This window comes from Horticoccus luteus (genome assembly GCF_019464535.1).
GTDB classification, from domain to species: domain Bacteria; phylum Verrucomicrobiota; class Verrucomicrobiia; order Opitutales; family Opitutaceae; genus Horticoccus; species Horticoccus luteus.
Genome location: NZ_CP080507.1, coordinates 1836428 through 1860272, shown reverse-complemented (window position 1 = coordinate 1860272; position 23845 = coordinate 1836428). Strand labels below are relative to the sequence as shown.

The window sequence follows — 23845 nt, the reverse complement described above, 5'->3', positions numbered from 1 at the left end:
ACCCGATGCGCATTCTTCTCACGGCCGATCCAGAGTTGCCAGTGCCGCCGGGACAGTATGGCGGCATCGAGCGTCTCGTGGACATGTGGCGTCGTGAACTCCGGGGCCTAGGACATGCCGTCGCACTCGCGGCGCGCAGCGACTCCACGGCGGAGGTTGATCGACTTTTCCCCTGGTCCGGAGCCCGCTCGCAGTCGTCCGTCCATGCTGTTCGCAATACCCTGACTCTCTGGCGCGCGGCGCGTTCATTTCGGGCGGACGTCGTGCATAGCTCGAGTCGGCTTGTCTACACGTTGCCGTTGCTCCTCACCGGTATTCCCGTGGTGCAAACGTATCACCGCTTGCCTGGCGCACGCCAAGTCCGCATCGCTGCCCGCCTGGGTCGAAGGCGAATCCTCTTTACCGGGGTCAGCGAGTTCATTGCCCGCCTCGGTCGCCGCGGAGGCGGGCGCTGGGAGGCGGTGCACAATTGTATCGATCTGCCGCAACTGACTTTTCAACCAACCGTCCCCGCCGACGCGCCGCTCGTGTTCCTCAGCCGCATCGAGGAGGTCAAGGGAGCCCGCGAAGCCATTGCCATCGCTCGCGCCGCCGGGCGGCCGCTCGTCCTCGCAGGCAACCATTCTGCAGACGCCAATGCGGAACGTTATTGGCGGGACCACATCGCGCCCGCCATCGATGGACGCCAAATCACCTACATCGGGCCGGTTAACGACATTCAAAAGAATGCGCTCCTGGGTTCAGCGGCCGCGATGTTGGTCCCGGTGCAGTGGGATGAACCGTTCGGCATGGTGTTCGCCGAAGCGCTCGCGTGCGGCACACCGGTCATCGCCTCGCCTCGCGGAGCATTGCCGGAAATCGTGAGGGAGAGCCAAAACGGTTTTTTGATTCGTAACTTGGATGAAGGCGTCGCGGCCGTGCGCGCCGCGTCGCGGCTGTCGCGGACGTTTTGCCGTCGTGATGCTGAACAGCGCTTCAGTCCGCGTGCCGCCGTGGACAAGTTTCTCACGCTCTATCGCGAACAAGCCTGGTGATCGACGCGACCCTCCAGATCAACCTCAGTGCCGGCGATGCAGCGTATGCCGAGCTCACCGTACCCGCGCTACTCGCGGCTCATCCGAACGTCGCGGACCGGTTACTGGTCGTCGATCTGTGCAAGCCGCAGCGAACCGGCATCGTCGACCCCGCACGGCGCTATCCTGAACCAGCCTTCTCCCAGCGCGCGGCTCACGTCGCTGCTCTGGCCCTACGTTGGCAAGCCGAGGGCAAAGTCGATCGAGTCTCCTATCTTCACCCGAACGACCCGCTTTTTCTCAAAATCAGTCGCACCTACCTGCGGCCGTGGGTCAAGGAGACGCATGACTACGGAGGATGCGCGTTGATGTCATATTTGGCGGCGTTCGAACTTTGCACCACACGATGGCTGCTCCATTACGACGCGGACATGTTGTTGCACCAGCAGCCGGGATTCGATTGGGCCGCCGAAGCGTGCGCTGCGATTGGCGACAATGGCTCGATCGTCGCCGCGATCCCCCGGCCCAGCCCGCCTCCCTTGGAGGAAGTGGACGCGCCAAGTTTTCAGGAGCGTCTTGAGATGCGACCGCATGCTGCGGGATGGCTTACCACGTGGTTCAGCACCCGTTGCTACTTATTCGATACACAGGCGCTTCGGCCTCTTTTACCTCTTTTGCAGGGACGTATATTTTGGGAGGTTCTCGCGGCTAAGATTCTGCAACGCGGCTATCCGCGCTCGCCCGAGATCATGCTCTTTCGTCGTATGCAAGCCGCGCGCTGCTCACGACTCACGTTGCGTGATCGACGCGCCTGGCTGCTGCACCCCGTGCAGAAAGGTCCTGCGTTTGTGGCGGCGCTTCCGGCTCTGCAGAAAGCCATCGCCGCCGGCCAGAGCCCCAATGCACAACGAGGCCGGCAGGACTTGGATTTGAATTTATGGCGAAATCTTCTGTCGTAAGATCCGCAGACGAAAAGCTGTCGCTCGCGAGCTTTTCCGCGCACTGGATGAGCGCATCCACGATTGGTGAGGCGGGGGTATGGGCGCTCGCGCTGATGGGAGGCCTTCTTTGGTGGCTGGGATATCCGCGTCCGCACGTGGACGATCTCTTCTTCACCGGAGCGTCGGTCGAATTGGCGCACAGTGGCCGGCTGTTGAATCCGTGGCTGTCCGTCTGGAGTGCCTCGTTGGGCAGTGATAAATTTTACGCCTTCCCGCCTGTTTTGCCCTGCGCCCAAGCGCTCTGGATCGTGGGCTTCGGCGTGAGCACGGCGGGTTTCACGGCCTTTCACATTCTCGTGCAAACCGCGCTGGAAATCTGCGTTTTCCAGCTCGTCCGGGCGACGGGAGGCAATCGGGTGCTTGCCCTCTGCGCTGCTGGAGTCACCGCACTCTTCCCACTCACCTACGGAATGCGACCGGACGCTCTCGCGTTACTGCTCGTCGTTCTCGGACAGCGCATGGCCATCAGCAATGAGAAATGGCACTGGGCGGCAGGCGCGTTTCTATCGGCCGCAGCCGTGCTTACCCACCCGCTCGCAATGGCCTTTGTCGTGCCTCTCTATGGAATGCGCTTTTTAGTTTTGCGCTCCACTCCGACCCGGATCCCGCAATGGTTCGTCTTCACCGTGTTCGGAGTGGCCGTCGCTTTCGCCGCCTTCCTGGTCGCCATCCAAGGTGAGCTCGTAGAATTTCTTCGGGCCATCTCTCTGCATCGGCAATTAGCCACTGCGCCGCGGTGGTATATGGGGCCATTTTATTTCTGGCGGGAAATGACTTTCGGTAAAGAGGTGTGGCTGCAGGGGCCGATCTTTCTACTTATCCTCGCCGGTATAATTCCTGCTTTTTGCGGCCGCTCGCCAAGCCAGCGTTCGCAATCGGTGCGACGGCTCTATGCCGTGTGGCTGGTTTCGCTCATACTAGGCTGTTTCCTGTATGCCGGCCGGATGGCCCATTACGCTGCCTATGCCGGTTTGGTCCTGGCGATCGTTTCATGGGCTGAGTCGCGCTGGCGCCACGTCTTTGCCGTCAGCGCGCTCGCCGCCGTTGTTTTGAACAACGCAGGCGCCCTGCTCACTCCCATTTTTGGCGACAACGCCCGCCCGGATGTCACAACGATTCGTCAGGCCGTCCACGAACATCCGGGAAAGACACTGTGTCTCGATGAGGTTGTGGCCCGCTACGTTTACGACTTCCGTCTGCCCCCGGGTGCTCAAGACTGGGGTCTGCGAAACCCGGCGGGGATAGGCGCGGCGGGTACGGTGGCCGCTAAGCCGACCAACGAGCTATGGATCGCGAGCGAATGGAAAATTGAACGATATATCTCCGACTCGGGCGTCAAGGCGGAGCGTTTGCGAATCGGGAGTCACGTCTTTAACTCACAACCCAAGTCGCCCTATCGGCTTGTTATCGTCAAGTAATGCGGCGCGTTCTGATCGTTTCCCCGCATTTTCCGCCGGTCAACGCGCCCGACATGCAGCGCGTGCGGATGAGCGTGTCGCATTACCGCGCGCTGGGCTGGGAGCCGGTGATTTTGTGCGTGGCGCCGACTCACGTCGACGCGACGCATGAAGATGAACTGGCGGCGACCATGCCAACCGACTTGGAAGTCCATCGTTGCGGCGCGTGGTCGAGAAGCTGGACCAAGTATATCGGTCTTGGGACACTTGGGCTTCGCTGCTGGCTGCCGCTGTATCTTGCGGGCCGTCGTATCTTGCGACGATCACGCATCGACCTGGTTTTCCTTAGCAACACCCAGTTCGTCACATTTAGCGCCGCGCGCCTCTGGCAGCAGGAATTCGGCGTCCCGTATTTGTTCGATCTGCAGGATCCGTGGCGAACCGATCACTATCAACAAGCCGGCGCCCGCCGGCCTCCGGGCGGCTGGAAATATCTCCTCGCGCGGGCGATGGCCTGGGCGTTGGAAGAGTTTTCGTTTTCGGGCGCCTCGGCCGCGATGTCTGTTTCGGGGAGCTATTTCCAATCGCTCCACCAGCGCTACGTGTGGAGTCGTTGCCTGCGCAGCTCTGTCATCGGATTCGGCGTGAGTGAACAAGACTTCGTCGCCGCACGAACGCTCACCTCCGTCGAGCGGCTTCACGACGGGCACCGAAAACTGATCCACCTCGTCAATACCGGAGCCGCCGGTCCGATCATGCCGCACGCTCTGAACGCGCTGCTCACTGCACTGGCGAGCTTCCGCGCCACTGCGCCCGACCTGGCGGCCCAGCTCCGTCTCCACTTCATCGGCACAAGCTATGTCGCACGCGGCCAGGGGAAGGAAGTGGTGATGCCCGTCGCTCGTCACTTTGGTGTCGCCGACCTTGTGCATGAAGTGCCTCATCGCATCGGCCATTTGGAGAGTCTCGCTCTTCAGCTTCAGGCGGACGGTCTTCTTTTGCTCGGCTCGAGCGACCCAGCCTACTCGCCCTCGAAAACCTTTCCCTACTTTCTCTCGCGGCGCCCCATGCTCGCAGTAACTTTCGAAGGGAGTCAGTTGAGTTCTTTGCTCAACAAAATGGGTGGAGCTTTCGAAGTCTCCCTGTCCGGAGGCGGCGTCGATCGCTCAGCAGTCCATGCGATCGAAGGTTTTTTCCGACTGGCGTTGGAGGGTTTTCCACCTGCGCGACTCCCGCTTCGACGGGAAGCGTATTTTGCCGCGCACTACCGAACGGAAGTGTTGGCCACCCGTCAGACGGAACTCTTTCACGCCTGCTTGCAATGTCCGGCCTCTCGCGTCCGGCTAACCGTTTGAAATCTACCTTTGGGCTGGCTGATCAATGAACTCCCCGACGTCGCTCCAACGCCCCGGCACGTTTGACCGCTATCTCCAGATTGGCGACATTGCACGCACGTTGAGTTCGGGTCTTCGGCGATCGCTCCTCGTTATGGGCGCGGTGCTTGCGGCTCTTTTCGTCTTTGTCTATTTTAGTAACCAACCCGGTGCCTTGGGCTTTGGCTACATCGCCGCCGGCTCGTGGTTGGCCCTGTCGATCTGGCGCTCCAAGGCGCTTGGCTTGCCGCTCATGCCGCTGTTCGTGGTGCAAAACCTCGTCGCCTTTGGGTTGCCCATAATTTCTGCGCACGAGGTTGTTTTTAAGTATCCCGAGACTTACCTCACGCAGGCCGGGCTTGAAGTCTTCATCTTCAGTCTCGCCATGGCGATCGCGTGGCGACTGGGCATGGAAATGTTCCGATTGCCTGCGCCGATCTGTTACGCCCTTCAAGGCTTCGAAAAGCGCGGGATGGCCAAGATCAGCCGCCTGGGCTTTTGGTTGGTCGCCGGAGGCACCGCCTACCAACTGCTGCAGGCCGCTAATCTCACCGATTGGTTGTTCAATCTTCTGCCCACCGGCAGTGGATCGATTCTAAACACCGTTCTCGCCGCTGTAAGCATGTGTGGCTTTTTTCTGCTCGGCATCTTGGTCGGTGCCCGCGAACTCGGCTCCGTGCAGGTCGGCATGTTTTGGGTGCTTCTTACGCTTAACTGCCTGCTCGCCGCCGCTACTTTTCTTCTTTCTTCCGCCGGCATCACCCTCGGGTCGGTTTTCATCGGATTGCTATGGAGCTCCGGTCGGATCCCTTGGCGATTCACCCTCGTCGTCGTGGCCGCGCTCTCTTTTTTCAATCTTGGGAAATTTGAAATGCGCGGGCGCTATTGGTTCAGCGAAGACGAGCGGCCCAGCCTGACACTGGCCGATATGCCGCGCACTTACGTTGAATGGACCGAAGCCAGCACCGACTTGCTTATCGGTAATCCTGTTCAATCCGCCAACCGCAAGAGCTCAAAGGACGAAGACTCCGGGGGAGGGCAGCGCCTGATCAATCGCATCAACAACCTTCAAAATCTTCTGTTCGTGATGGATGCGACCGAAACCTTGCATGTTTCTACGCTCGGGGGCGTCACCTACGCGATCATCCCCAAGCTGCTTATTCCCCGCATTCTGTGGCCGGAGAAGCCGCGCACCCACGAAGGACAGGTCATGCTTAATGTGCATTTCGGACGTCAGGATGTGAATGCCAGTTTCAGCACCTATATTGCTTGGGGGCTGCTGGCGGAGGCCTATGGTAACTTCGGAGCCTACTTTGGCTCGCTCTTTCTCGGCATTGGACTCGGTGTTTTTTGCGCTTGGGTGGAAAAATTCACCGCTCAGAAGCTGGTCCTCTCGCTGGAGGGATTTCTCAGCTTCAGCCTGTTTGCCGGCGTCGCCAATTCGTTCGAAATGGTGGCCAGTGTGCTCATCACCTCGGTTTTTCAATCGTTCGTTCCCGTCTTCCTCGCCTGTTGGCCCTTCGTTGAACGTAAAACCGTCAAGCGACCGACTCCTTCGCCGTGATTGTCCCGCGCCGCCTCGCTGTCGTCCTCTCGCATCCGACGCAGTATTACAGCCCTTGGTTTCGCTTTATCGCTAATGAAAATCGCTGTGCCTTGCGCGTTTTCTATCTGTGGGACTTCGGCGTCACGACCCGGCACGACCCGCGCTTCGGCGCCGCTTTTCGCTGGGATATCGATCTACTCTCCGGGTACGACCACGAGTTCGTTCCCAATGCTGCCACGAATCCAGGCACGGAATCCTTCTCCGGTCTGCACAATCCCACGCTGCCGGTGCGGCTGAAGACGTGGAAACCAGACGCCATTCTGGTTTTTGGCTATCGCTTCCGCACGCATTTGAACCTTCTGCGTTGGGCGCGCCGACATCGAATTCCCCTCATTTTCCGCGGCGATTCTCATCTCCTCGGGCAACCTTGTCCTTCACTTTCGAAGCGGCTTCTTTTGCGATGGGTCTATCGGCATTTTGCGGCCTTCACGTATGTCGGCCTGGCCAACCGCGACTACTTCTCGTTTTTTGGCGTTTCGTCAGAGAAGCTCTTCTTCGCGCCGCACGCGGTCAACCGCGAGCACTTTGATCCCCGGCTTCCAACGTATCGGTTCGCCGCCTCCGAGCTTCGCCGCCGGCTGGAAATTCCCGCCGACGCGCCGGTGATATTATTCGCCGGAAAATTTGCGGCCAACAAACAACCGCTCACCCTGCTCGCCGCATTCGCCTCCTTGAATCACCCCACGGCCGTTCTGCTTTTCGTCGGTGATGGCGAGCTGCGCGAACCGCTGCGTCGTGCCGCCGCTGCCAATGGCGCGCGCGTCAGATTTCTGCCCTTCGCCAACCAGAGCGAAATGCCCGTGCGTTATCTGCTGGCCGATGTTTTTGCGCTGCCCTCCCGCGGCCACTACGAAACGTGGGGCCTTGCCGTCAACGAAGCCATGCACATGGGCGTCCCTTGCCTCGTCAGCGACCGCGTCGGCTGCCAGCGCGATCTCGTCACCGACGGTGAAACCGGCTGGGTCTTTCCCGCTCATGATCCCGCCGCTCTCGAGTCATCGCTCGCCCGTGCGTTGGCCGCCGTCGCCGGCGACACCACCCAATTGCGTGCGCGCATCGCGGACCGAGTCTCCCACTACACCTACCGCCAGGCCACGGAGGGTCTGCTGAGCGCAATGGCGCACGTCGTCCCGTGAAAATCACCATCGTCATGGGCTTCTTTCTCCCGGTTCCCGCGCTCGCCGGCGGTGCCACCGAAAAAATCTGGCACCGGCTGGCGCAACTCTTCGCCGCCCAAGGCCACGCGGTCACGCTCGTTTCCCGCCGTTGGCCGGGCCTGCCAAATCAGGAAACCATCGGCGGCTTGGTCCATCTGCGACTGCCGGGCGCCGGACATTCCCGGTTCCTGCCAGTCAATTTATTTTTGGACTTCATCTGGGGTCTGCGGGTCACCCGCGCGCTGCCGTCGGCCGATGTGGTGATTTGCAACACGGTCTCGCTTCCCGCTTTTCTGCGCCGGTTGAAACCCCGCGGCGGCCCCGTCGCGGTGGTGCTCGGCCGCATGCCCAAAGGCCAATGCCGTCTCTACGGCAACGTCGATCGTGTATTGGCAACCAGTGCCGCAGTCGCACGACGAGCGGCGCACGAGAATCCCCGGCTCGCCGCCCGCACCAGCGTATTTCCCAATCCGATCGACTGGACGGCCCTCGCCGCCGCACCTCGCCACCGCGACGCAGCCGCAGCGGTTGTAATCGGTTTTGTGGGACGCGTTCACCCCGAAAAAGGCCTGCCGCTTCTACTCGCGGCCGCTGCGCAACTGACGAAGGACATTGCTTTACCCCCCTGGCAAATAAAGATCGTCGGACCCGAATCCATCGCTGAAGGCGGAGGCGGCGAAGCTTACGGAGTGCAATTGCGTGCGGATCTGCCGCCGGCGGTTGCCGCCGTCGTCACCTTCACCGGTCCCGAATACGACACCGCCCGGCTCGCCGCGCATTATTCGGCGATGGATGTCTTTTGCTATCCCAGCATCGCCGAGCGGGGAGAGACTTTCGGGATTTCGATCGCCGAATCGATGGCGGCGGGCTGCGCGCCGGTCGTCTCCGCGCTCGATTGTTTCCGCGACCTCATCGCGCCCGAGCAAACCGGTCTGGTTTTCGACCATGCCGCCCCCGACGCTGCGGTTCAACTGGCGACGCAACTCGGCCGGCTGATTTCAAATCCCTCTCTTCGCCGGGCGATCGCCGCGCGCGCCAAAGAACATGCGCGCCGTTACGACTTTCCGGAATGTGCACGCGTCGTTCTCGCATCGCTGCAACGGTGCATTGACGCAGCCTGAATTGCCACGCTCCGGTCTCGCAGCTCGCCGCGTGAGAAGTTGTACTCGTCTTCGCCATGGACTCTGAGCCGCCTTATCTCGGTCAAAATTGCGTCACGCCCTACCCTCGCGGGGAGGTGCTGCTCCGATCGGCATGGGCGTTCGTTCAAGTCACCATTTTCCGCTGGAGCCCGCGTCCGTGGCATGGTTTTCGTGCGCGTCTACTGCGCCTGTTCGGCGCCGACATCGCGGAGCCGGCCCACGTGGTGATTTTCCCGACCGCCCGCATCACGTTTCCCTGGCGGCTTTCACTCGCGCCTCGATCGATGATCGGTCGTCACGTCACTCTCTACAATCTGGCGCCTATCCGCCTCGAACGCGGCGCCAACGTCAGTCAAAACTGCCATTTGTGCGCTGGCACCCACGACTTCAATGATTGGTCCATGCCGCTGGTCACGGCGCCGATTGTGGTTGGCGCCAACGCGTGGATCGGAGCGGATGTCTTTGTCGGACCCGGCGTGACCATTGGCGAACTGGCCGTCGTCGGCGCGCGATCGGTCGTCGTCCGCGATTTGCCCCCGCGGAAGATTTGCGTCGGGCATCCCTGCCGCCCCATCAAGGATCGGCAACCTCCGCAGTAATCGATGCGCGTCTGCCAACTCGTCCCAAGTCTCGAGGCGCAATACGGCGGACCGAGTAAATCGGTCTATGCGTTATCCGATGCTCTGGCCACCCTCGGACATGACGTCGAACTGCTCGCCACCGCCCCTGCGAACCCGGACACGCGCAACACCGGCACCCTCCGTATTGCCACCTTTCAACGCTCACGGCCACTCGCGCTTTGCCCCTCGCGCACCCTGCGCCAATATTTAGACAACGCCTCGCCGGCGGTCGTCCACCATCATTCGATCTGGCTGCGCACGCTGCATTACGCCGCGCAAAAATCGCGTCGCGATCGGATACCATTGGTAATCTCTCCGCGAGGAATGCTGAGCTCATGGTCGTTGCGCCACCATTCCCGCAGAAAGAAGTTTGCCCGGCGGTTTGTTCACCCCGCCGCCTTCGAACACGCCGCCGGCTGGCATGCCACCAGCAAGGAGGAAGCCGCAGACATCCGCCGGCAGGGATTCCTCCAGCCCATTTGCATCGCACCCAACGGCGTCGATGAACCCGGCGCGCTGGACAGGGCGGCTGCGACTACGTATTGGCAGCCGGTTATCCAACCGCTATCGCCGGGACGGATTGCGGTCTTTTATTCGCGACTGCATCCGAAAAAACGCGTCGCGGAACTCATTGAACTCTGGGCGAAACTCGCTCCGCGCGATTGGGTGCTGCTGGTGGTCGGCATCCCTGAAACATACTCCGTCGCGCAACTCAGCACCTACGCCTCCCGCGTCGGCGCGCAGGATCGAATAAAGATTTTGGATGGGTCCGCGGTCCCGCCGCCCTACGCCGTCGCTTCTCTATTCCTCCTTCCCTCGCATTCGGAAAATTTTGGCCTCGTGATCGCCGAGGCCATGGTCCACGGCGTGCCGGTACTTGTGACCGACTCGACACCTTGGAGTGCGATCAACGACACCGGCGCCGGCCGCTGCGTGGCGTGGGAAACCTATGGTTCGGAACTCCAAATGCTGCTCGCGGAAAGTCCGGAACGCCTCCGTGAGCGGGGCCAGATCGCCCGTAAATGGGTGCGGCAACACTTCGCCTGGCGCCAAAGTGCGATTATGCTCGGAGATTTCTATCGCAGTTTAATATAGTGAGCACGATCGACGTCTCCACCAAGCCGCGGCGGCGATCCGCATGGCCGGACCATCTGGAATTGGCCGCCATCATTCATGCCTCGGTCGCGGTTGTCTTTGCGAGCTGGGCCTTTGGCGGCGCGATTCCGTGGGCCCATGATACAATCGGCTGGTGGGGACTGGCGGGCCTCGCCCTGCCAATCGTTGCGCTGATTCGTCATGATACCCGGAATCAAGTGCCCCGTTCTGTGCTCCGCTGGAGCGTGTGCTTTTTTCTCCTCGCCGCTTTTGTCGCGGCAAGCTGCTTCAATCCCAGCTTTGAACCGCGCATGTTCGGGACGACCTTGGTCTTCTTAGAACGAACTAACTCGGCGTCCTGGCCCAGCAATGCCCGGCCCGACCTGGCCTGGCATGAACTGCTCATGTATGCCGGCTGTTTCTTCACCGGGTTTAATCTCGCTCTTTTGGTCCGGCGCCGACGCATGGTAAGGCTCTTTTTGCTCGTGGTTGCCCTTAATGCCCTGGTGCTTTCAATCATGGGCACTGCCCAATACCTGCTGCATCGGGACCTGTACTTCGGACTCGTGAAAGGTCCGAATGAGTTTTGGTTCGCCACCTTTGTCTATCATAACCACTGGGGCGCATTTATCATTCTTTCTCTCAGCGCCGCCTGCGCTTTGATCACCCACCATCTCCGCCGCGTCGATCGCGCCAGGGACTTCTGGCATACGCCCGCCTTCGCGGGGATTGTTTTGCTCTTTTTTATTGCCGCGACGCTCCCGCTGTGTGGTTCCCGCTCGTCCACGGCGCTCGCGTTCGTGCTGCTCACGGCAGTGTTTGGCGCTTGGCTCTGGCGGTTCGTCAAACGCAAACGCGCGCAAGGCCGGCGCGTAGGGTCAACGCTCGCCGCCGTACTCGTGTGCCTGCTTGTCGCCAGCGCCGCCATTTACCATCTGGGCGCGGACACGATTCAAACTCGACTCACCACCACCGTTCATCAGTGGCAGGAAATGCGCGCCGAGGGCGGCATCGGGAATCGGGCGGCACTCTACCGCGACACGCTCCGAATGGCACACGAGCGCCGCTGGTTTGGGTGGGGACTCGAATCTTATGGCTCGGTCTTCAGCAACTACGACTCACAAGAGTCGTATCGTGGCCTCCCCCCCACGCACTACGAGGACGCCCATTCCGACTGGCTGCAATCGCTCGCCGAAATCGGGATTATCGGCACGGCGCTGCTGATTCTCACCGGGGCGCTGCCGCTGCTAAGTGTGCTTAGGCACCGAGTCTTTCCCGCATTGACGGTGCCGCTGTGGGTGGGCTGCTTTTTGCTCCTCCTTTACGCGTGCGTCGAATTTCCTTTCGCCAACCCAGCGGTGACCCTCGTGTTCTGGTGCATGTTTTTTTCCGCGACACGCTACTGCCTGCTAAGCGCGCGGGAGGACCCGCGGTGATATGATTTCCATCTTAATCCTGACCTTCAACGAAGCCCGTAATCTTCCCGGTGCTCTCGCGTCGGTCCGCGCCAGCGATGATATAGTCGTCCTGGATTCAGGCTCGACCGACGCCACTCTCGCGATTGCGCAGGCGGCGGGCGCGCGGGTCTTTTCCCGTCCCTTCGACGATTTTTCCGGCCAGCGGAATTACGCGCATGCGACGGTCTCGTTTAAACACGATTGGGTGTTTCACTTGGATGCGGACGAACGGATCTCGCCGGAGCTCATGGCGGAATGCGACCGGATGGCCGCAAACGCCCCGCCGACCGTCGACGGGTTTTACGCGGCGCCGCGGATGCTGTTTCGGGGACGATGGCTGCCGCGCTGCACCGACTTTCCCGCGTGGCAAGCGCGCTTCGTGCATGCGACGCGTTTTTCCTTCGTGCAGGTTGGCCATGGGCAGCGCGAGTCGCCCGGGATGCGCATGCAATATCTCCAAGGCGGCTATTTCCATGAGATGCTCTTACCGGGTTCGGAAGACGATTGGCTGGAGAAACACCGCCGCTACGCGCGCATCGAAGCGCGGTCCGCATCGCATCAGCCACCGCCGACGAGGGAACTCATCTCACGGGACCGGCTCGTGCGCCGGCGAGCGTTGAAGGCAGTCAGCTATCGCCTGCCGTTTCGGCCGGCCTTTCGCATGTTTTATCAATTCGTGCTCCGTCGTGGCTTCCTCGACGGTCGGTATAGTTGGCGCTACTGCCGCCTTTTGGGCCGCTACGAACATTTCATCGATGAGGAACGACGCCGCCTTTCCCGTGTGGCCGGAGGAGCATTATGAAACGTAGCCGTCGAATTGGCCTGTTGTTTGTCGCGCTCGATATCGTCGCCACCATCGCGACTTTTAACACCGTGATGCGGCTGCGCGCCACTCCGGCGTTCAACACGTTCTTCTTTTGGCCGCTATTGGTGCCAATTTTGGCGTTGCTGATCGTCGTCTACTTGATCGACGGCTACGACACCCGCACCGACATGATGGCGCTCGATTATACGAGCCAGCATGTGATTGCACTCCTCAGCGCCATGTTTGTCGTCCTGCTGATAACGTTCGGCCTCATCGGTGCTGGCTATGCCCTCCAATCGAGCCGTGCGGTGATCCTCCTCGCCTACGTTGCTCTCATTCCTCTCACGCTGACCTACCGTCGCGTTTGGACGGGACGCCAAGCCCGGCTCAAACAACAGCGGCACCTGGTTTTCATTGGCGATGAAGCCAGTTTCGCCACCTTCCGTGCAGAATGCGAACGTCAGCAAACGCATTTCAAAGCTGTCTTCGCCGCTCCCGGAGCGGCGCCGGAAGAAGGACCGGCCATTTCGGTGGCCGAAGTGTTGCGCAAAATCGATCGGGCCGAATTCGAAGTCGAGGGCATCGTCCTGCGGGAAGGAGGACGAATGCTCGAGCCCGCTGTCGCAGAGCGACTCGTACGTCTGCACTTCCAAGGGATTCCCACCTATACGCTGGAGCTGTTCCACGAAACCTACTGGCGAAAAATCCCTCTCTACCGACTAAACCCCACGTGGCTGTTTCAGGAAGGCTTCCGCGTCGCCCGTGAGCCGGTCTTTGAGCGCGTGAAACGCATGTCCGATCTGTTACTAGCCGGCTTTGGCATTGTGATTTCCTCCCCCATCCTCGCACTCGCCGCGCTAGGCATCTGGCTCGAAGATCGCGGTCCAGTCTTCTACGGCCAAACCCGCATCGGACGCCATCAACGGCCGTTTCGATTGTTCAAGCTCCGCACCATGCGGGCCGGATCCGCCACCGGCGAGGATCGCTACACCCGCCCCGGCGACTCACGAATCACGCGTATGGGGCGATTCCTCCGCGCGACGCGCATCGATGAGTTTCCCCAGCTCTGGAGCGTCCTCAAGGGCGACATGAGTTTGATCGGCCCGCGGGCCGAATGGGATCGGCTCGTGTCGGACTACGAACGGCAAATTCCTTTTTACCATTTTCGCCACATGGTGCGTCCCGGAATCACGGGCTGGGCTCAGGTGAATTACCCCTACGGAGCCAACCTAACGGACACGCTGCGCAAGCTGGAATACGACCTCTATTACATCCGCCACTACTCCTTCACTCTCGATGCCTCGATCGTGTTGAAGACAATTCACACGATGATTTCAGCCAAAGGAAGCCGATGAAGTGCTTTCCGTTCGGCCGGAGTTGGGCCATGTTGAGGTATGTTTGACTACGATTTCGCCGTCATCGGCGGGGGGAGTGCCGGCTACAACGCCGCCCGCGTCGCCTGCGCGTTGGGCAAGAAAGTAGCCGTGATCGACGGGGCCAAACAACTCGGCGGCCTTTGTATTTTGCGGGGCTGCATGCCCTCCAAGACGCTCCTCTACATGGCCGAGGTCCTTCACCTCGCCCAAAAAGGAAAAACGTTCGGGCTAAAAATTCCGTCCGCCCGCCCGGACATGAAAGCGATTCACGCCCGCAAAAAAAAGATCATTAGGGAATTTGCCGACTACCGGGCTGATGCGCTCAAGTCCGCCCCCTTTGACCTGATACGCGCATTCGCGCGTTTCGAGGACGCCCACACACTTGCGCTGTCGACCGGCCACCGTCTCCGGGCGAAAAAATTCCTGATTGCCACCGGGTCCCAAGTCAGCGTGCCGCCCATCGCAGGCCTCGCCGAAACGAAATTCTGGACGAGCGACGACGTGCTCGAATTGGACTTCGTGCCCCGCAGCGTGGTCGTGCTCGGCGGCGGCATCGTGGCGTGCGAGCTGGCTCAGTTTCTCCGCCGCATCGGTTCGCAGGTGACACTCATTCAGCGTAGTGCGCATGTGCTGCGCGATCATTCGCCCGACGCCGCCGCTGTAGTTCAGCAAGCCTTGGTCGACGACGGCATAGAACTCTTCACCAATACCAAACTGGAAGGCATTACGCATGACCGCCACGGCGTCTGCGTGACGTTCGTCCACCGCAAGAAGCGTCTTCGCCGTCGGGCTGCTCACCTCTTCAATGCCTTGGGCCGTCAACCCAACACCGCCGCCTTGAACTTGGCCGGAATTGGGGTGAGCACCCGTCCAAACGAGCAAATCGTCACCAACCGCTGGCAACAATCCAGTCTACCCCACATCTACGCCGCGGGCGATTGCGCCGGGCCGGTGGAAATCGTGCATATCGCCATCCAGCAAGGCGAACTAGCCGCCCGTCACGCCGCGGGTGTCGAAGCGGTGCGGCCCGTCAATTTCGATCATCTCCTGAGCGTGGTTTTTACCGATCCTCAACTCGCCTCCATCGGCCTCCTGGAACACGACCTCACCGCGCGCGACCTGCCCTTTGTGGTCGCCAGTTACCCATTCAACGACCACGGGAAATCCATTCTGATGGACGCCAATTACGGCTTCGTAAAAGTCGTGGCCGAGCCCAACCGCGGACGCATCCTCGGTGCTGAGATCGTGGGCAAAGATGCCGGGGAGTTGATCCATGCGTTTTCCGGTCCGCTTGCGATGCGCGCCACGGTCTTCGATCTGCTTAAAGCGCCCTGGTATCACCCGACCCTGGCGGAAATCATCACTTATCCGCTCGAGGAAATCGCGGAAAAGATCCCTCGTCCCCGCACGCGTCACGCAAAGCGGAAGTAGGATGCCAGGACGGCGAAACGCGCCAGCATTCCCACGGCCAGGCGCATGCAACCCCACCGGCCGAAGCCCATCCACGGTGCGAGCATGCTGATAAAAAACGGCGCCGCCATGCCGATGTAACGGCTGGAAAACTGGTGCTTGATCGCCATGCAACTGGCGCAAAGCAACAATACACCCAATGCGCCGGCGATGAACATTCGACTCGGCCGCCGCAGGATTTCGCTCAGCACGGCGAACACCCAGGCCGCCCCGGCTCCTATCAACACTGCTGCAAGAATGGCCTCAGCTATCGCCGATAGTTGCGGGTGCCCAAGAAATCGTTGCGCCGAGGTAAACAGGGTCAGATGCACTCCGAGGCCAGCCATATTCAATCCGATGGCCACGAGTGCTGATACCGTCGCTCCTCGCCAGTGCGATTGGAAAAGGCGCGGCGCTAACCAGAACGCGATTCCGCCGCTGTAGCAAAGCGCCACGACCGCGTGCGTCGGTGCCAATCCTTCACTCCACGAGCGCAACAACGGCGGAGCCAAGCCACCCCACGCCACCATGACGGCTGCAATCGGGATGATCCCTACGCCGAAAGCCGCCCCGACCGGAATCAAATCCGCCCTGCGTCTGACCGCGATTACGGCCAGCGCGGGCAAAATCGCCAGGTAGGTTTGACGTCCACAACTCGCCACCACGATTCCCGCCGCGAGCATCGCGAGCCAGCCAACGGGCAGGGCCGTCTCTGCGTTTTTCTCGTCCTCAATTGCCCCCACGCGATCCGCCGCATAGAGCGCAGCGGCAACACCCATCATCGCAGGAATTTCGGTGAGGGCGAGGCCACTGCAGACCCAAATCGGCGGCAGCGCTAACATCGCCAGCGCACCCGCAAGCGGTCGCGGCACAGGCTGACGCCGCAAATAGGCCGCGAGTGTCGCGGTGATCGCCGCCAAAAGAATGAGGTTCGGGATTCTGAACAACGGCGGTCGCTCAATCGTTCTCACGCCCATCGTTACAAAGAGCAGTGGGGACAAAGGGCCGGCTGCGGACGAGTCGTTGTTAGTCAGCCAATCGTGCAGAGTCGGCGCCGGCGCGAATTCTGTCGCCTGCCGCAAATGCGCAGGCTCGTCGAAAAATGCCGGCCGCCTCTGGCTCCCGACAAAAAGCACCAAGGCGAAAAATCCCGCGATACCTAGCGCCAGATAGCCTTTCGCGGCGACAACTGACGATGGAAGCGTCATTGGGCTTGGCTTCAGAAATCCTACGCGACGGCGATTAACTCTTCGAGCGTCACCGCGTTTTCGTAGAGCGCCTTCCCGACAATCACGCCGTCCAAGCGCGCCTGACCGTGCGTCAGCTTCGCCAGATTTACCACATCCTCCCGCCGGCTCACGCCACCGCTCGCGATAATACGGCACTTCACCGTCTCAAGTAACATGCGTTGTGCGGCCAGGTTGGGCCCGGTCAACATCCCGTCGGTGCTGATATCTGTATGGATTAACGTGCCGACCCCGAGCGCATCCATGCGCTGCGCCAAGGCGAGCGCCGTAGTCGCTGTGGTCGTCACCCACCCCTTGACGGCTACCTGTCCATCTTTCGCATCGATTCCCACCGCGATCCGATCTCCAAACGACTGCACGAGCTCGCCGATGAATGCTTCGCTTTCGGCTGCCCGCGTGCCGATGACGGCGCGTTGCACTCCCAACCCCAGAACTCGCTCCACGTCTTCGCGCGTTCGCAATCCGCCTCCCAGTTGCACGTGGATCCCGAGGTCTGTCACCGCTTTCACCGCCGCAAGATTCCGCGGCGTTCCGCCGAAGGCGCCATCGAGATCAACCATGTGAATCCACGTCGCGCCCGCCGCCCGGAACCGGGCCGCCATTGCAGCGGGATTATCACTGTAAACAGTTTGTTGGTCGGCCCGGCCTTGCAGCAGGCGCACGCACTTTCCGTCCTTGAGATCGATGGCTGGGTAAATCGTCATCTGGAAAAACGCTTTGCGCGGATGACCTGATGCGCGAGACTAAATCCATGCCGAATTACGAAGCCCCCGCGTTCCTGACCGAACTACTGCACGCTCGCTCGCCCTCCGGCTACGAGTCCGAAGCACAAGCTGTCTTTGACCGACACGTTCAACCGGCGGCAAACGCCTACCGAAAAGATGCCCTTGGCAACCGCATCGCCACCCTGCACCCCGACGGCGATCCGGTCCTCATGCTCGCCGGGCACATGGATGAACTAGGCTTGATCGTCACCTACGTTAACAAAGACGGTTACCTCTACTTCGATACGATCGGAGGACACGACCGCACCGTGATTTCGGGCCGCCGCGTCATCATCCAGACCGCCGCTGGCGCCGTGAAAGGCGTCACCGGCAAACGCGCCATTCACCTCATGAACGAGGCCGACCGAAAGAAGGTGCCGGAGATTCATGAGATCTGGATCGATATCGGTGCACGCTCGAAAGACGAGGCCCTTGCGCGAGTCGCGATCGGTGACGTCGCGACCTACGATCACGAATTCGAGCTTTTCAATGGTAGCATTGGCACGGCCCGCGCCTTCGACAACAAAGTCGGCGCCTACATCGTCGGCGAAACACTGATTCGCCTCTCGCGCGAAAAACGAAAACTCGCTGCCCAAGTCGTCGCGGTCGCCACCTCTCAAGAAGAGATTGGCGTGCGCGGTGCCACCACCGCGGCCTACGCCGTCAATCCCCATTTAGCCATCGCCATCGACGTGGCCCACGCCACCGACCACCCCGACTGCGACAACCGCAAATATGGCGAAACGAAACTGGGCGGCGGTCCCATCCTCTGCCGGGGCGCCAACATCAATCCGCGCGTTTACGAGCGTTTGCTGGCGGCCGCCAAAAAACTGAAAATCCCTCATCAATTCGAGGCCGATCCGCGACCGACCGGCACCGACGCCCGGGCGATCCAAATGACGCGTGGCGGGGTTGCGACGGGCTTGGTGAGCGTGCCGCTACGCTATATGCATACGCCGAGCGAAGTGGTCGACCTCGCCGACGTGGAGCTCTGCGTCCGCCTGCTGGTCGAGTTCGCGCTGAATCTCAAAAAGGGCGACTATGGCCACTGGTAAATCCAAGTAAAAGCGATTCGCCAATTCCGGCCTGAGTCGCAGCGCCGTTTACCACGGCGCTCTCGCCCTACGCCGCGTCTTCGCGCGCTTCCGGTTTCCCGCCTCGACGCAGCGTCGGCCGCCGCCGTCCGGCCACCACGCCTGCGTCGACGAGAACTTCCGTCACGTCGTCGCGCTGCGGAAGATCATACATCACGTCGAGCATGAGATTTTCCATGATCGACCGGAGCGCCCGCGCTCCCGTCTTCAACTCGATCGCTTTCGCGGCGATGGCCCGCACCGCATCGGCCGTGAGCCGCAACCGGACACCGTCGATGGCAAACAGTTTTGAATACTGCTTCACCATCGCGTTCTTCGTGCCCAGAAGAATTTTTTCCAAGTCGGCGACTTGAAGCTGGTCGAGCACGGAAACGACCGGCAACCGTCCGATAAATTCGGGAATCATTCCGAAACGGACCAAATCTTCCGGCGCGAGCGCCTTCATCATTTGCTCCGGCGCCAACGCCTGCTCGTGCTGCGCTTTGATCGACGAAAACCCCAGGCTGCGCTGCCCCATTCGGCGCTGCACCAGCGCGTCGAGACCGACAAACGCGCCTCCGCAGATGAAAAGAATGTTGGCCGTGTTTATCTGCACGTATTCCTGGTTCGGGTGCTTCCGGCCGCCTTGGGGCGGGACGTTGCACACCGTGCCTTCAAGAATTTTCAGCAATGCCTGTTGCACGCCTTCGCCCGAGACATCGCGTGTGATTGAAACGTTTTCCGTTTTGCGGCCGATCTTGTCGATTTCGTCGATGTAAACGATCCCGCACTCGGCACGCTTCACATCATAGTTGGCCGACTGCAGAAGCCGCAGCACGACGTTTTCCACGTCTTCGCCCACGTAACCCGCTTCCGTCAACGTTGTCGCATCCGAGATCGCAAATGGCACATCGAGAATCTTCGCCAGCGTTCGTGCTAAAAGCGTTTTCCCCGAGCCGGTCGGGCCGACGAGCAGGATGTTACTTTTCTCGACTTCGACATCATTAAACTCCGGCGAAAGCGCCGCCCCATCGCGCCCCAGGTTCGAGTCGAACATGAGGCGCTTGTAATGATTGTAAACGGCGACGGAGAGGACCTTCTTCGCGTGGTCCTGCCCAATCACAAAATCATCGAGGGTCGCCTTGATGTCCGAAGGCTTGACCAAACGAAACGCCGGCTTCCCTTCGGGGCTGGGCTGCTTGACCTCGCGCTCGATGATCGTCTTGCAGACATTCACGCACGAGTCGCAGATGTAGACCCCAGGGCCGGCGATGATCTTTTTGACTTCGGCCTGCGACTTCCCGCAGAACGAGCAGAGGGTCATCCGCGACGATTTAGCCATGAGCTGTGAATCGCCTCAAACGCGAATTCTGTCGAGCGAATACGAGGCCGCGGACGGCTCAGGCCGCGCTCGGCACCGCTAGCGTTTGAGCATCACGCGTGTTAGCCACCACGTGGTCGACGATTCCGTATTCCTTCGCCTGGTCGGCGCTCATGTAGTAATCGCGATCGGAGTCTTTCTGGACTTGGTCGACCGTCCGACCGGTGTGCCGCGCGAGGATCTCGTTCAACGTTTGGCGCCACCGCAGAATCTCCCGGGCCGCGATTGCGAAATCCGCCGCCTGCCCGCCGGCGCCGCCCGAAGGCTGGTGAATCATCACGCGGCTGTTCGGCAACGCGAAACGCTTGCCCTTCGTCCCGGCCGCCAGCAGCACCGTGCTCATGCTCGCCGCCATGCCGACGCAGTAGGTGACGATGTCACACTGCAGGAAGTTCATCGTATCATAGATGGCCATGCCACCTGTGACGACGCCGCCCGGCGAATTGATGTAAACGTGAATATCCTTCTTGGCGTCCTCCATCTGGAGGAAAAGCAGCTGCGCGATAATCGCATTGGCGACGCCATCGTCGATCGGCGTGCCGATAAAAACGATGCGATCTTTAAGCAGGCGGCTGAAAATATCCCACTGCCGCTCGCCCCGCCCGGTGTTTTCCCAGACCGTTGGTATGTAGTAGTTGCTCACGTATTTGGTGTTCGTTGATCAGACCATTCACGCCTTCGGCGGAATGGTTGTCACCGTAGCCTTGGACACCAGAAAATCAACCGCCTTGTCGAAAATGATCGACTGCTGCACCGCACGCAAGCGCTCCCGATCCTTCGTGAGATCCTTCACCAGTTTGTCCGCGCGTTGGTTCGTGCGCATCGCCTGGTTGTAGATGTAGGAATCGAGATCTTTCTCCGTGACTTGGAGCTTCTCGTTTTCGGCCACCTTCGCGAGCAGCAATTGCGTTTTCACGCGCTGTTCGGCGGCTTTGCGCGCCCCTTCGAAGAGCTGTTTCTTATCCTTTTCGAACTGCTCCGCGGGAATTCCCTGACGCATGTTCTCTTCGATGAACTGCCGCAGCACGCCTTGCGTCTCAGCTTCCACCAAAGATTCCGGCACAGCGAATGCCACCCGCGCGGCGAGCGCCTCAGTCACCTGCCGCCGTTGGGCCGAGCGGTTTTGATAGTCCTTCTGGAGCTTCAGATTGTTGCGCGTCGAATCTTTCAAGGCCTCGAGACTGTCCACCTGTTGCGCCTTGAAGAACGTTTCATCGAGTTCGGGCAGCACGCGCTCCCGCACTTCCTGCACTTCCACGTGGTAGACCGCTGTCTTTCCCGCGAGCGCCGGCACCGCGGCGAATTCCGCCGGGAACGTCACCGTAATGTCCTTCTTGTCGCCCGCTTTCAGGCCCGCGAGTTGCTTGCCCAGACCCGGGATGACACCGTCGTTTTCGCCTTCAACTTCCTCCCACGTCTGCGGGACCTTGGCATAAATCTGTTTGTCCGGCGCAAGCTCGCTCACGGACTTGCCATCAATTTCTCCCTCGTAAGCCAATTTCACGTAATCGCTTTTCTGCGCGGCCCGGTCCGCGACTTTGAAGTCGGCCCGTTCTGAGCGGAGACCTTCGATCACGCGGTCAATTTCTTCGTCGGTCACGTCGGTCGGCTGCACCTCGGTCGGCAACCCGTTGTAGTCGGGCATCTCAAAGGCGGGGCGCACATCCAACGTGATCGTCACAGTCGCCGGCTGGCCGGCCTCGATCTTGCCGGGTTCAACGCTCACAATGTTCAACACGTCGAGCTTCTCCTGCTCGAGCGCGCTGCGATACGCGTTGGACGTCACCTTCTGTTGAAACTCGTCCGCGATCTCTTTCGCGAAACGCTTGGTGATCATGGTCGCAGGCGCCTTGCCCGGACGGAAACCGGGGATGCGCGCCACCTTCGCCACCTCCGCCACCACGGCTTGATGCTCGGCCGCCACTTCGCTCGCTTCGAGCGTGACGGTCAGAGTTTTACGAGTGTCGGAGACGTTGGTCAGTTGGATGTTCACAGCGAAACAAAGAGGTTTTCGTTGAAAGAATTGGTCAAGCTACGGCACGCTTTCCCGGACGGTCAATCTCTGAAACCAGATGCCCAGTTTCCGCGCCCTGCTCACCTCCTCCACGCCACTCCTGCTGCTCGATAGCGCCTCGGCGCGGGTGCAGGTTGGCGTGTTCCAGTCCGCGGAGGAGCCCGGTCGGTGGGCCGCTTCGGACGCCGAAAGCGGGGTCGCCCTTTTTCGCTGTCTCGACGAACTCGCGGTCGATCCGGCCGCGATGCGCGCCTTTGTTTTTTGCGAAGGTCCCGGATCCGTGCTCGGCGTGCGCACCGCTGCGATGGCCGTTCGCGCTTGGTGCGCCCTCGCGCCGCGGCCGTGCTACGCATTTCGCAGCCTGCAACTCGTCGCAGAGGCAACGGGCCGCACGGTCGTCAGCGATGCCCGCCGCGAACACTGGCATGTGGCCACGCCGGGACACCCCCTCCTCCGGCTCGCCCGCGAACACATTCCGCCCGCTGCGACCACGCCGTCCGGTTTTCGCGCGTGGGCGCCGCCTCCGGCCGGGCTGACGGAAATCATCTACGACGTGCGCGAGTTGCTCGCACGCGTGCCCGACCACGATCTGTTTCACGAGGCGGAGTCCCCCGATGCATTCCTGCAGACGGAACCCTCGTATGTGACGTGGACGCCGCAGATCCACCGCGCGCCATGAGCACCATTTCCACGGCGTTACCTCGTCGGTGCTGGGCAGAGATCGACCTCGCGGCGCTGGAACGAAATCTCCACCTGATCCGCGCCGCGCTGCCGGCGCACATGCGCTATGTCGCCGTCGTCAAAGCCGATGCTTACGGCCACGGCTTGCCGCACATTGCCGCCCGTCTGATGCACGCCGGCGCGGATTTGTTTGCAGTAGCCAACATTTCCGAAGCGGCGATTCTGCGCGAACTCGGGCCCGGCTGGCCCATTCTTCTCCTCAGCCCGCTCCTGCCCAACGAAGATCGCTATCTCGCGGAATACGATCTCGCGGCCACCGTCTCTACCGAAGAAGAAGTCGATCGCTTCAACCGCGTGGGTCTCGATGCGCAGCGGCCGATCAGCGTGCATCTGAAAATCGACACGGGCATGGGTCGCCTTGGCGTCTGGCACGAACATGCCGCCGCGCTTCACGCTCGCATTAGTGCCGCCTCCCATTTGCGCCTCGATGGCGTGTTCACCCACTTCGCCAGTCCCGATGAAGATGCCGCGTTTACGACCGAGCAGCGCCGCCGCTTTCTCGCCGCCCTCGAGCGCTGCCGCGGCTTGCGGCTGAGCGAAATTTTCGTCCACGCCGACAACAGCGCCGGCATCGAATCGCTCCCCGATGCCAGTCCCTTTAACGCCGTGCGCATCGGACTCCTGCAATTCGGCGTGCTCCCCCGCCCCGGGGCGCTGCTCCCCCAAGTTCGGGCCGAGCCGGTCTTCAGTTTCCACACGCGCGTCGGCCTCACAAAAACGCTGCCGCGCGGGTCCACCGTCAGCTATGGTCGCACGCGCACGCTCGAGCGCGATTCACGCATCGCGATTCTTTGCGCCGGCTACGGCGATGGCATTTCTCGCGCCGTCAGCAACCGCGCGAGCGTCCTCATTCACGGTCAACGCTGCCCCGTCCTTGGCCGCGTCACGATGGATCAAACCATCGTCGACATCACCGATGCTCCCCCCATCGCCAGTGGCGACGAAGCCGTGATCATTGGCCGACAAGGCCACGATGAAGTCTCCCTGGTGGAGTTCAGCCATTGGGCGGACACCATCCCTTGGGAAACGCTCTGTTCCATCACGAAACGCGTCCCGCGTTTTTACCGCACCGCGCTCGGCGTCTGACGATTGGCGGTCGAGCTGGATATCTCACCCGCCAACCCACAATGCGGC

At 61.0% G+C, this 23845-nt stretch carries 21 protein-coding genes; 16 read left to right on the top strand and 5 right to left on the bottom strand.

What is annotated here, in order from left to right; all coding sequences use genetic code 11:
- Positions 1-5: 5 nt before the first annotated feature.
- Genes K0B96_RS07710 through K0B96_RS07650 form a run of 13 tightly spaced genes read left to right on the top strand, consistent with a single transcriptional unit; the run spans position 6 to position 15473 of the window.
- Positions 6-1034, top strand: coding sequence for a glycosyltransferase (locus K0B96_RS07710; protein WP_220165732.1), 1029 nt, complete (start codon positions 6-8; stop codon positions 1032-1034).
- Positions 1031-1972 carry a hypothetical protein gene (locus tag K0B96_RS07705; RefSeq protein ID WP_220165730.1) on the top strand — a complete coding sequence of 314 codons (942 nt, stop codon included), beginning with the start codon at positions 1031-1033 and terminating at the stop codon, positions 1970-1972. The genes K0B96_RS07710 and K0B96_RS07705 overlap by 4 nt, the downstream gene beginning before the upstream one ends.
- Positions 1951-3432 (top strand): hypothetical protein, encoded by a 1482-nt coding sequence (locus K0B96_RS07700; RefSeq protein WP_220165728.1) that lies wholly within the window; start codon positions 1951-1953, stop codon positions 3430-3432. The genes K0B96_RS07705 and K0B96_RS07700 overlap by 22 nt, the downstream gene beginning before the upstream one ends.
- The gene (locus K0B96_RS07695) at positions 3432-4766 is read left to right on the top strand and encodes a glycosyltransferase (RefSeq protein ID WP_220165726.1); all 1335 of its coding nucleotides are present in this window, start codon (positions 3432-3434) and stop codon (positions 4764-4766) included. Before K0B96_RS07700 ends, K0B96_RS07695 begins: the two co-directional genes overlap by 1 nt.
- A gap of 25 nt (positions 4767-4791) precedes the next feature.
- The gene (locus tag K0B96_RS07690; RefSeq protein ID WP_220165724.1) at positions 4792-6348 is read left to right on the top strand and encodes a hypothetical protein; all 1557 of its coding nucleotides are present in this window, start codon (positions 4792-4794) and stop codon (positions 6346-6348) included.
- Complete coding sequence (locus K0B96_RS07685; RefSeq protein ID WP_220165722.1) at positions 6345-7526, top strand: glycosyltransferase family 4 protein; 1182 nt, start codon at positions 6345-6347, stop codon at positions 7524-7526. The genes K0B96_RS07690 and K0B96_RS07685 overlap by 4 nt, the downstream gene beginning before the upstream one ends.
- Positions 7523-8668, top strand: a complete 1146-nt coding sequence (locus K0B96_RS07680) for a glycosyltransferase family 4 protein (RefSeq protein WP_220165720.1) — start codon at positions 7523-7525, stop codon at positions 8666-8668. Before K0B96_RS07685 ends, K0B96_RS07680 begins: the two co-directional genes overlap by 4 nt.
- Positions 8669-8724: 56 nt before the next feature.
- Positions 8725-9288 (top strand): LbetaH domain-containing protein, encoded by a 564-nt coding sequence (locus K0B96_RS07675; RefSeq protein ID WP_220165718.1) that lies wholly within the window; start codon positions 8725-8727, stop codon positions 9286-9288.
- Positions 9289-9291: 3 nt separating this feature from the next.
- Positions 9292-10404: a glycosyltransferase gene (locus K0B96_RS07670; RefSeq protein ID WP_220165716.1), complete on the top strand. Its 1113-nt coding sequence runs from the start codon at positions 9292-9294 to the stop codon at positions 10402-10404.
- A complete protein-coding gene (locus K0B96_RS07665) occupies positions 10404-11840 on the top strand; it encodes an O-antigen ligase family protein (RefSeq protein ID WP_220165714.1) in 1437 nt (478 codons plus the stop codon). Before K0B96_RS07670 ends, K0B96_RS07665 begins: the two co-directional genes overlap by 1 nt.
- 1 nt (position 11841) lies before the next feature.
- Positions 11842-12663, top strand: a complete 822-nt coding sequence (locus K0B96_RS07660) for a glycosyltransferase family 2 protein (protein ID WP_220165712.1) — start codon at positions 11842-11844, stop codon at positions 12661-12663.
- Positions 12660-14021, top strand: coding sequence for an exopolysaccharide biosynthesis polyprenyl glycosylphosphotransferase (locus tag K0B96_RS07655; protein WP_220165707.1), 1362 nt, complete (start codon positions 12660-12662; stop codon positions 14019-14021). The genes K0B96_RS07660 and K0B96_RS07655 overlap by 4 nt, the downstream gene beginning before the upstream one ends.
- A 39-nt stretch (positions 14022-14060) precedes the next feature.
- Positions 14061-15473 carry a dihydrolipoyl dehydrogenase family protein gene (locus K0B96_RS07650; RefSeq protein ID WP_220165698.1) on the top strand — a complete coding sequence of 471 codons (1413 nt, stop codon included), beginning with the start codon at positions 14061-14063 and terminating at the stop codon, positions 15471-15473.
- Here K0B96_RS07650 and K0B96_RS07645 read toward each other — a convergent pair.
- A complete protein-coding gene (locus K0B96_RS07645; protein WP_220165696.1) occupies positions 15455-16699 on the bottom strand; it encodes a hypothetical protein in 1245 nt (414 codons plus the stop codon). The two genes, K0B96_RS07650 and K0B96_RS07645, sit on opposite strands and share 19 nt — an antisense overlap.
- 20 nt (positions 16700-16719) lie before the next feature.
- Positions 16720-17442: a 1-(5-phosphoribosyl)-5-[(5-phosphoribosylamino)methylideneamino]imidazole-4-carboxamide isomerase gene (gene hisA, locus K0B96_RS07640; RefSeq protein ID WP_220165694.1), complete on the bottom strand. Its 723-nt coding sequence runs from the start codon at positions 17440-17442 to the stop codon at positions 16720-16722.
- A 47-nt stretch (positions 17443-17489) separates the two neighbouring features.
- Here hisA and K0B96_RS07635 point away from each other — a divergent pair, with 47 nt between their 5' ends.
- Positions 17490-18557, top strand: coding sequence for a M42 family metallopeptidase (locus K0B96_RS07635; RefSeq protein ID WP_220165692.1), 1068 nt, complete (start codon positions 17490-17492; stop codon positions 18555-18557).
- Between the two features lie 67 nt (positions 18558-18624).
- On the opposite strand, the gene clpX is transcribed toward K0B96_RS07635, so the two are convergent.
- The 3 genes from clpX to tig are packed head-to-tail and all read right to left on the bottom strand — an operon-like array spanning position 18625 to position 21949.
- A complete protein-coding gene (clpX, locus tag K0B96_RS07630) occupies positions 18625-19917 on the bottom strand; it encodes an ATP-dependent Clp protease ATP-binding subunit ClpX (protein WP_220165690.1) in 1293 nt (430 codons plus the stop codon).
- 58 nt (positions 19918-19975) lie between these two features.
- The gene (locus tag K0B96_RS07625) at positions 19976-20599 is read right to left on the bottom strand and encodes an ATP-dependent Clp protease proteolytic subunit (RefSeq protein ID WP_255558891.1); all 624 of its coding nucleotides are present in this window, start codon (positions 20597-20599) and stop codon (positions 19976-19978) included.
- Between the two features lie 27 nt (positions 20600-20626).
- Positions 20627-21949 (bottom strand): trigger factor, encoded by a 1323-nt coding sequence (tig, locus tag K0B96_RS07620; protein WP_220165688.1) that lies wholly within the window; start codon positions 21947-21949, stop codon positions 20627-20629.
- A gap of 79 nt (positions 21950-22028) precedes the next feature.
- Between tig and K0B96_RS07615 the strand changes: the two genes are divergently transcribed.
- Together K0B96_RS07615 and alr are read left to right on the top strand one after the other, a co-directional pair.
- Positions 22029-22649, top strand: coding sequence for a peptidase M22 (locus K0B96_RS07615; protein ID WP_220165686.1), 621 nt, complete (start codon positions 22029-22031; stop codon positions 22647-22649).
- Positions 22646-23797 carry an alanine racemase gene (gene alr / locus K0B96_RS07610; protein ID WP_220165684.1) on the top strand — a complete coding sequence of 384 codons (1152 nt, stop codon included), beginning with the start codon at positions 22646-22648 and terminating at the stop codon, positions 23795-23797. Before K0B96_RS07615 ends, alr begins: the two co-directional genes overlap by 4 nt.
- Positions 23798-23845 lie beyond the last annotated feature (48 nt).

Coding starts and splice junctions, on each gene's coding strand:
- K0B96_RS07710 (WP_220165732.1), top strand. CDS start 6: ATGCGCATTCTTCTCACGGCCGATCCAGAGTTGCCAGTGCCGCCGGGA.
- K0B96_RS07700 (WP_220165728.1), top strand. CDS start 1,951: ATGGCGAAATCTTCTGTCGTAAGATCCGCAGACGAAAAGCTGTCGCTC.
- K0B96_RS07695 (WP_220165726.1), top strand. CDS start 3,432: ATGCGGCGCGTTCTGATCGTTTCCCCGCATTTTCCGCCGGTCAACGCG.
- K0B96_RS07690 (WP_220165724.1), top strand. CDS start 4,792: ATGAACTCCCCGACGTCGCTCCAACGCCCCGGCACGTTTGACCGCTAT.
- K0B96_RS07675 (WP_220165718.1), top strand. CDS start 8,725: ATGGACTCTGAGCCGCCTTATCTCGGTCAAAATTGCGTCACGCCCTAC.
- K0B96_RS07670 (WP_220165716.1), top strand. CDS start 9,292: ATGCGCGTCTGCCAACTCGTCCCAAGTCTCGAGGCGCAATACGGCGGA.
- K0B96_RS07660 (WP_220165712.1), top strand. CDS start 11,842: ATGATTTCCATCTTAATCCTGACCTTCAACGAAGCCCGTAATCTTCCC.
- K0B96_RS07655 (WP_220165707.1), top strand. CDS start 12,660: ATGAAACGTAGCCGTCGAATTGGCCTGTTGTTTGTCGCGCTCGATATC.
- K0B96_RS07650 (WP_220165698.1), top strand. CDS start 14,061: ATGTTTGACTACGATTTCGCCGTCATCGGCGGGGGGAGTGCCGGCTAC.
- K0B96_RS07645 (WP_220165696.1), bottom strand. CDS start 16,699: ATGACGCTTCCATCGTCAGTTGTCGCCGCGAAAGGCTATCTGGCGCTA.
- hisA (WP_220165694.1), bottom strand. CDS start 17,442: ATGACGATTTACCCAGCCATCGATCTCAAGGACGGAAAGTGCGTGCGC.
- K0B96_RS07635 (WP_220165692.1), top strand. CDS start 17,490: ATGCCGAATTACGAAGCCCCCGCGTTCCTGACCGAACTACTGCACGCT.
- clpX (WP_220165690.1), bottom strand. CDS start 19,917: ATGGCTAAATCGTCGCGGATGACCCTCTGCTCGTTCTGCGGGAAGTCG.
- K0B96_RS07615 (WP_220165686.1), top strand. CDS start 22,029: ATGCCCAGTTTCCGCGCCCTGCTCACCTCCTCCACGCCACTCCTGCTG.
- alr (WP_220165684.1), top strand. CDS start 22,646: ATGAGCACCATTTCCACGGCGTTACCTCGTCGGTGCTGGGCAGAGATC.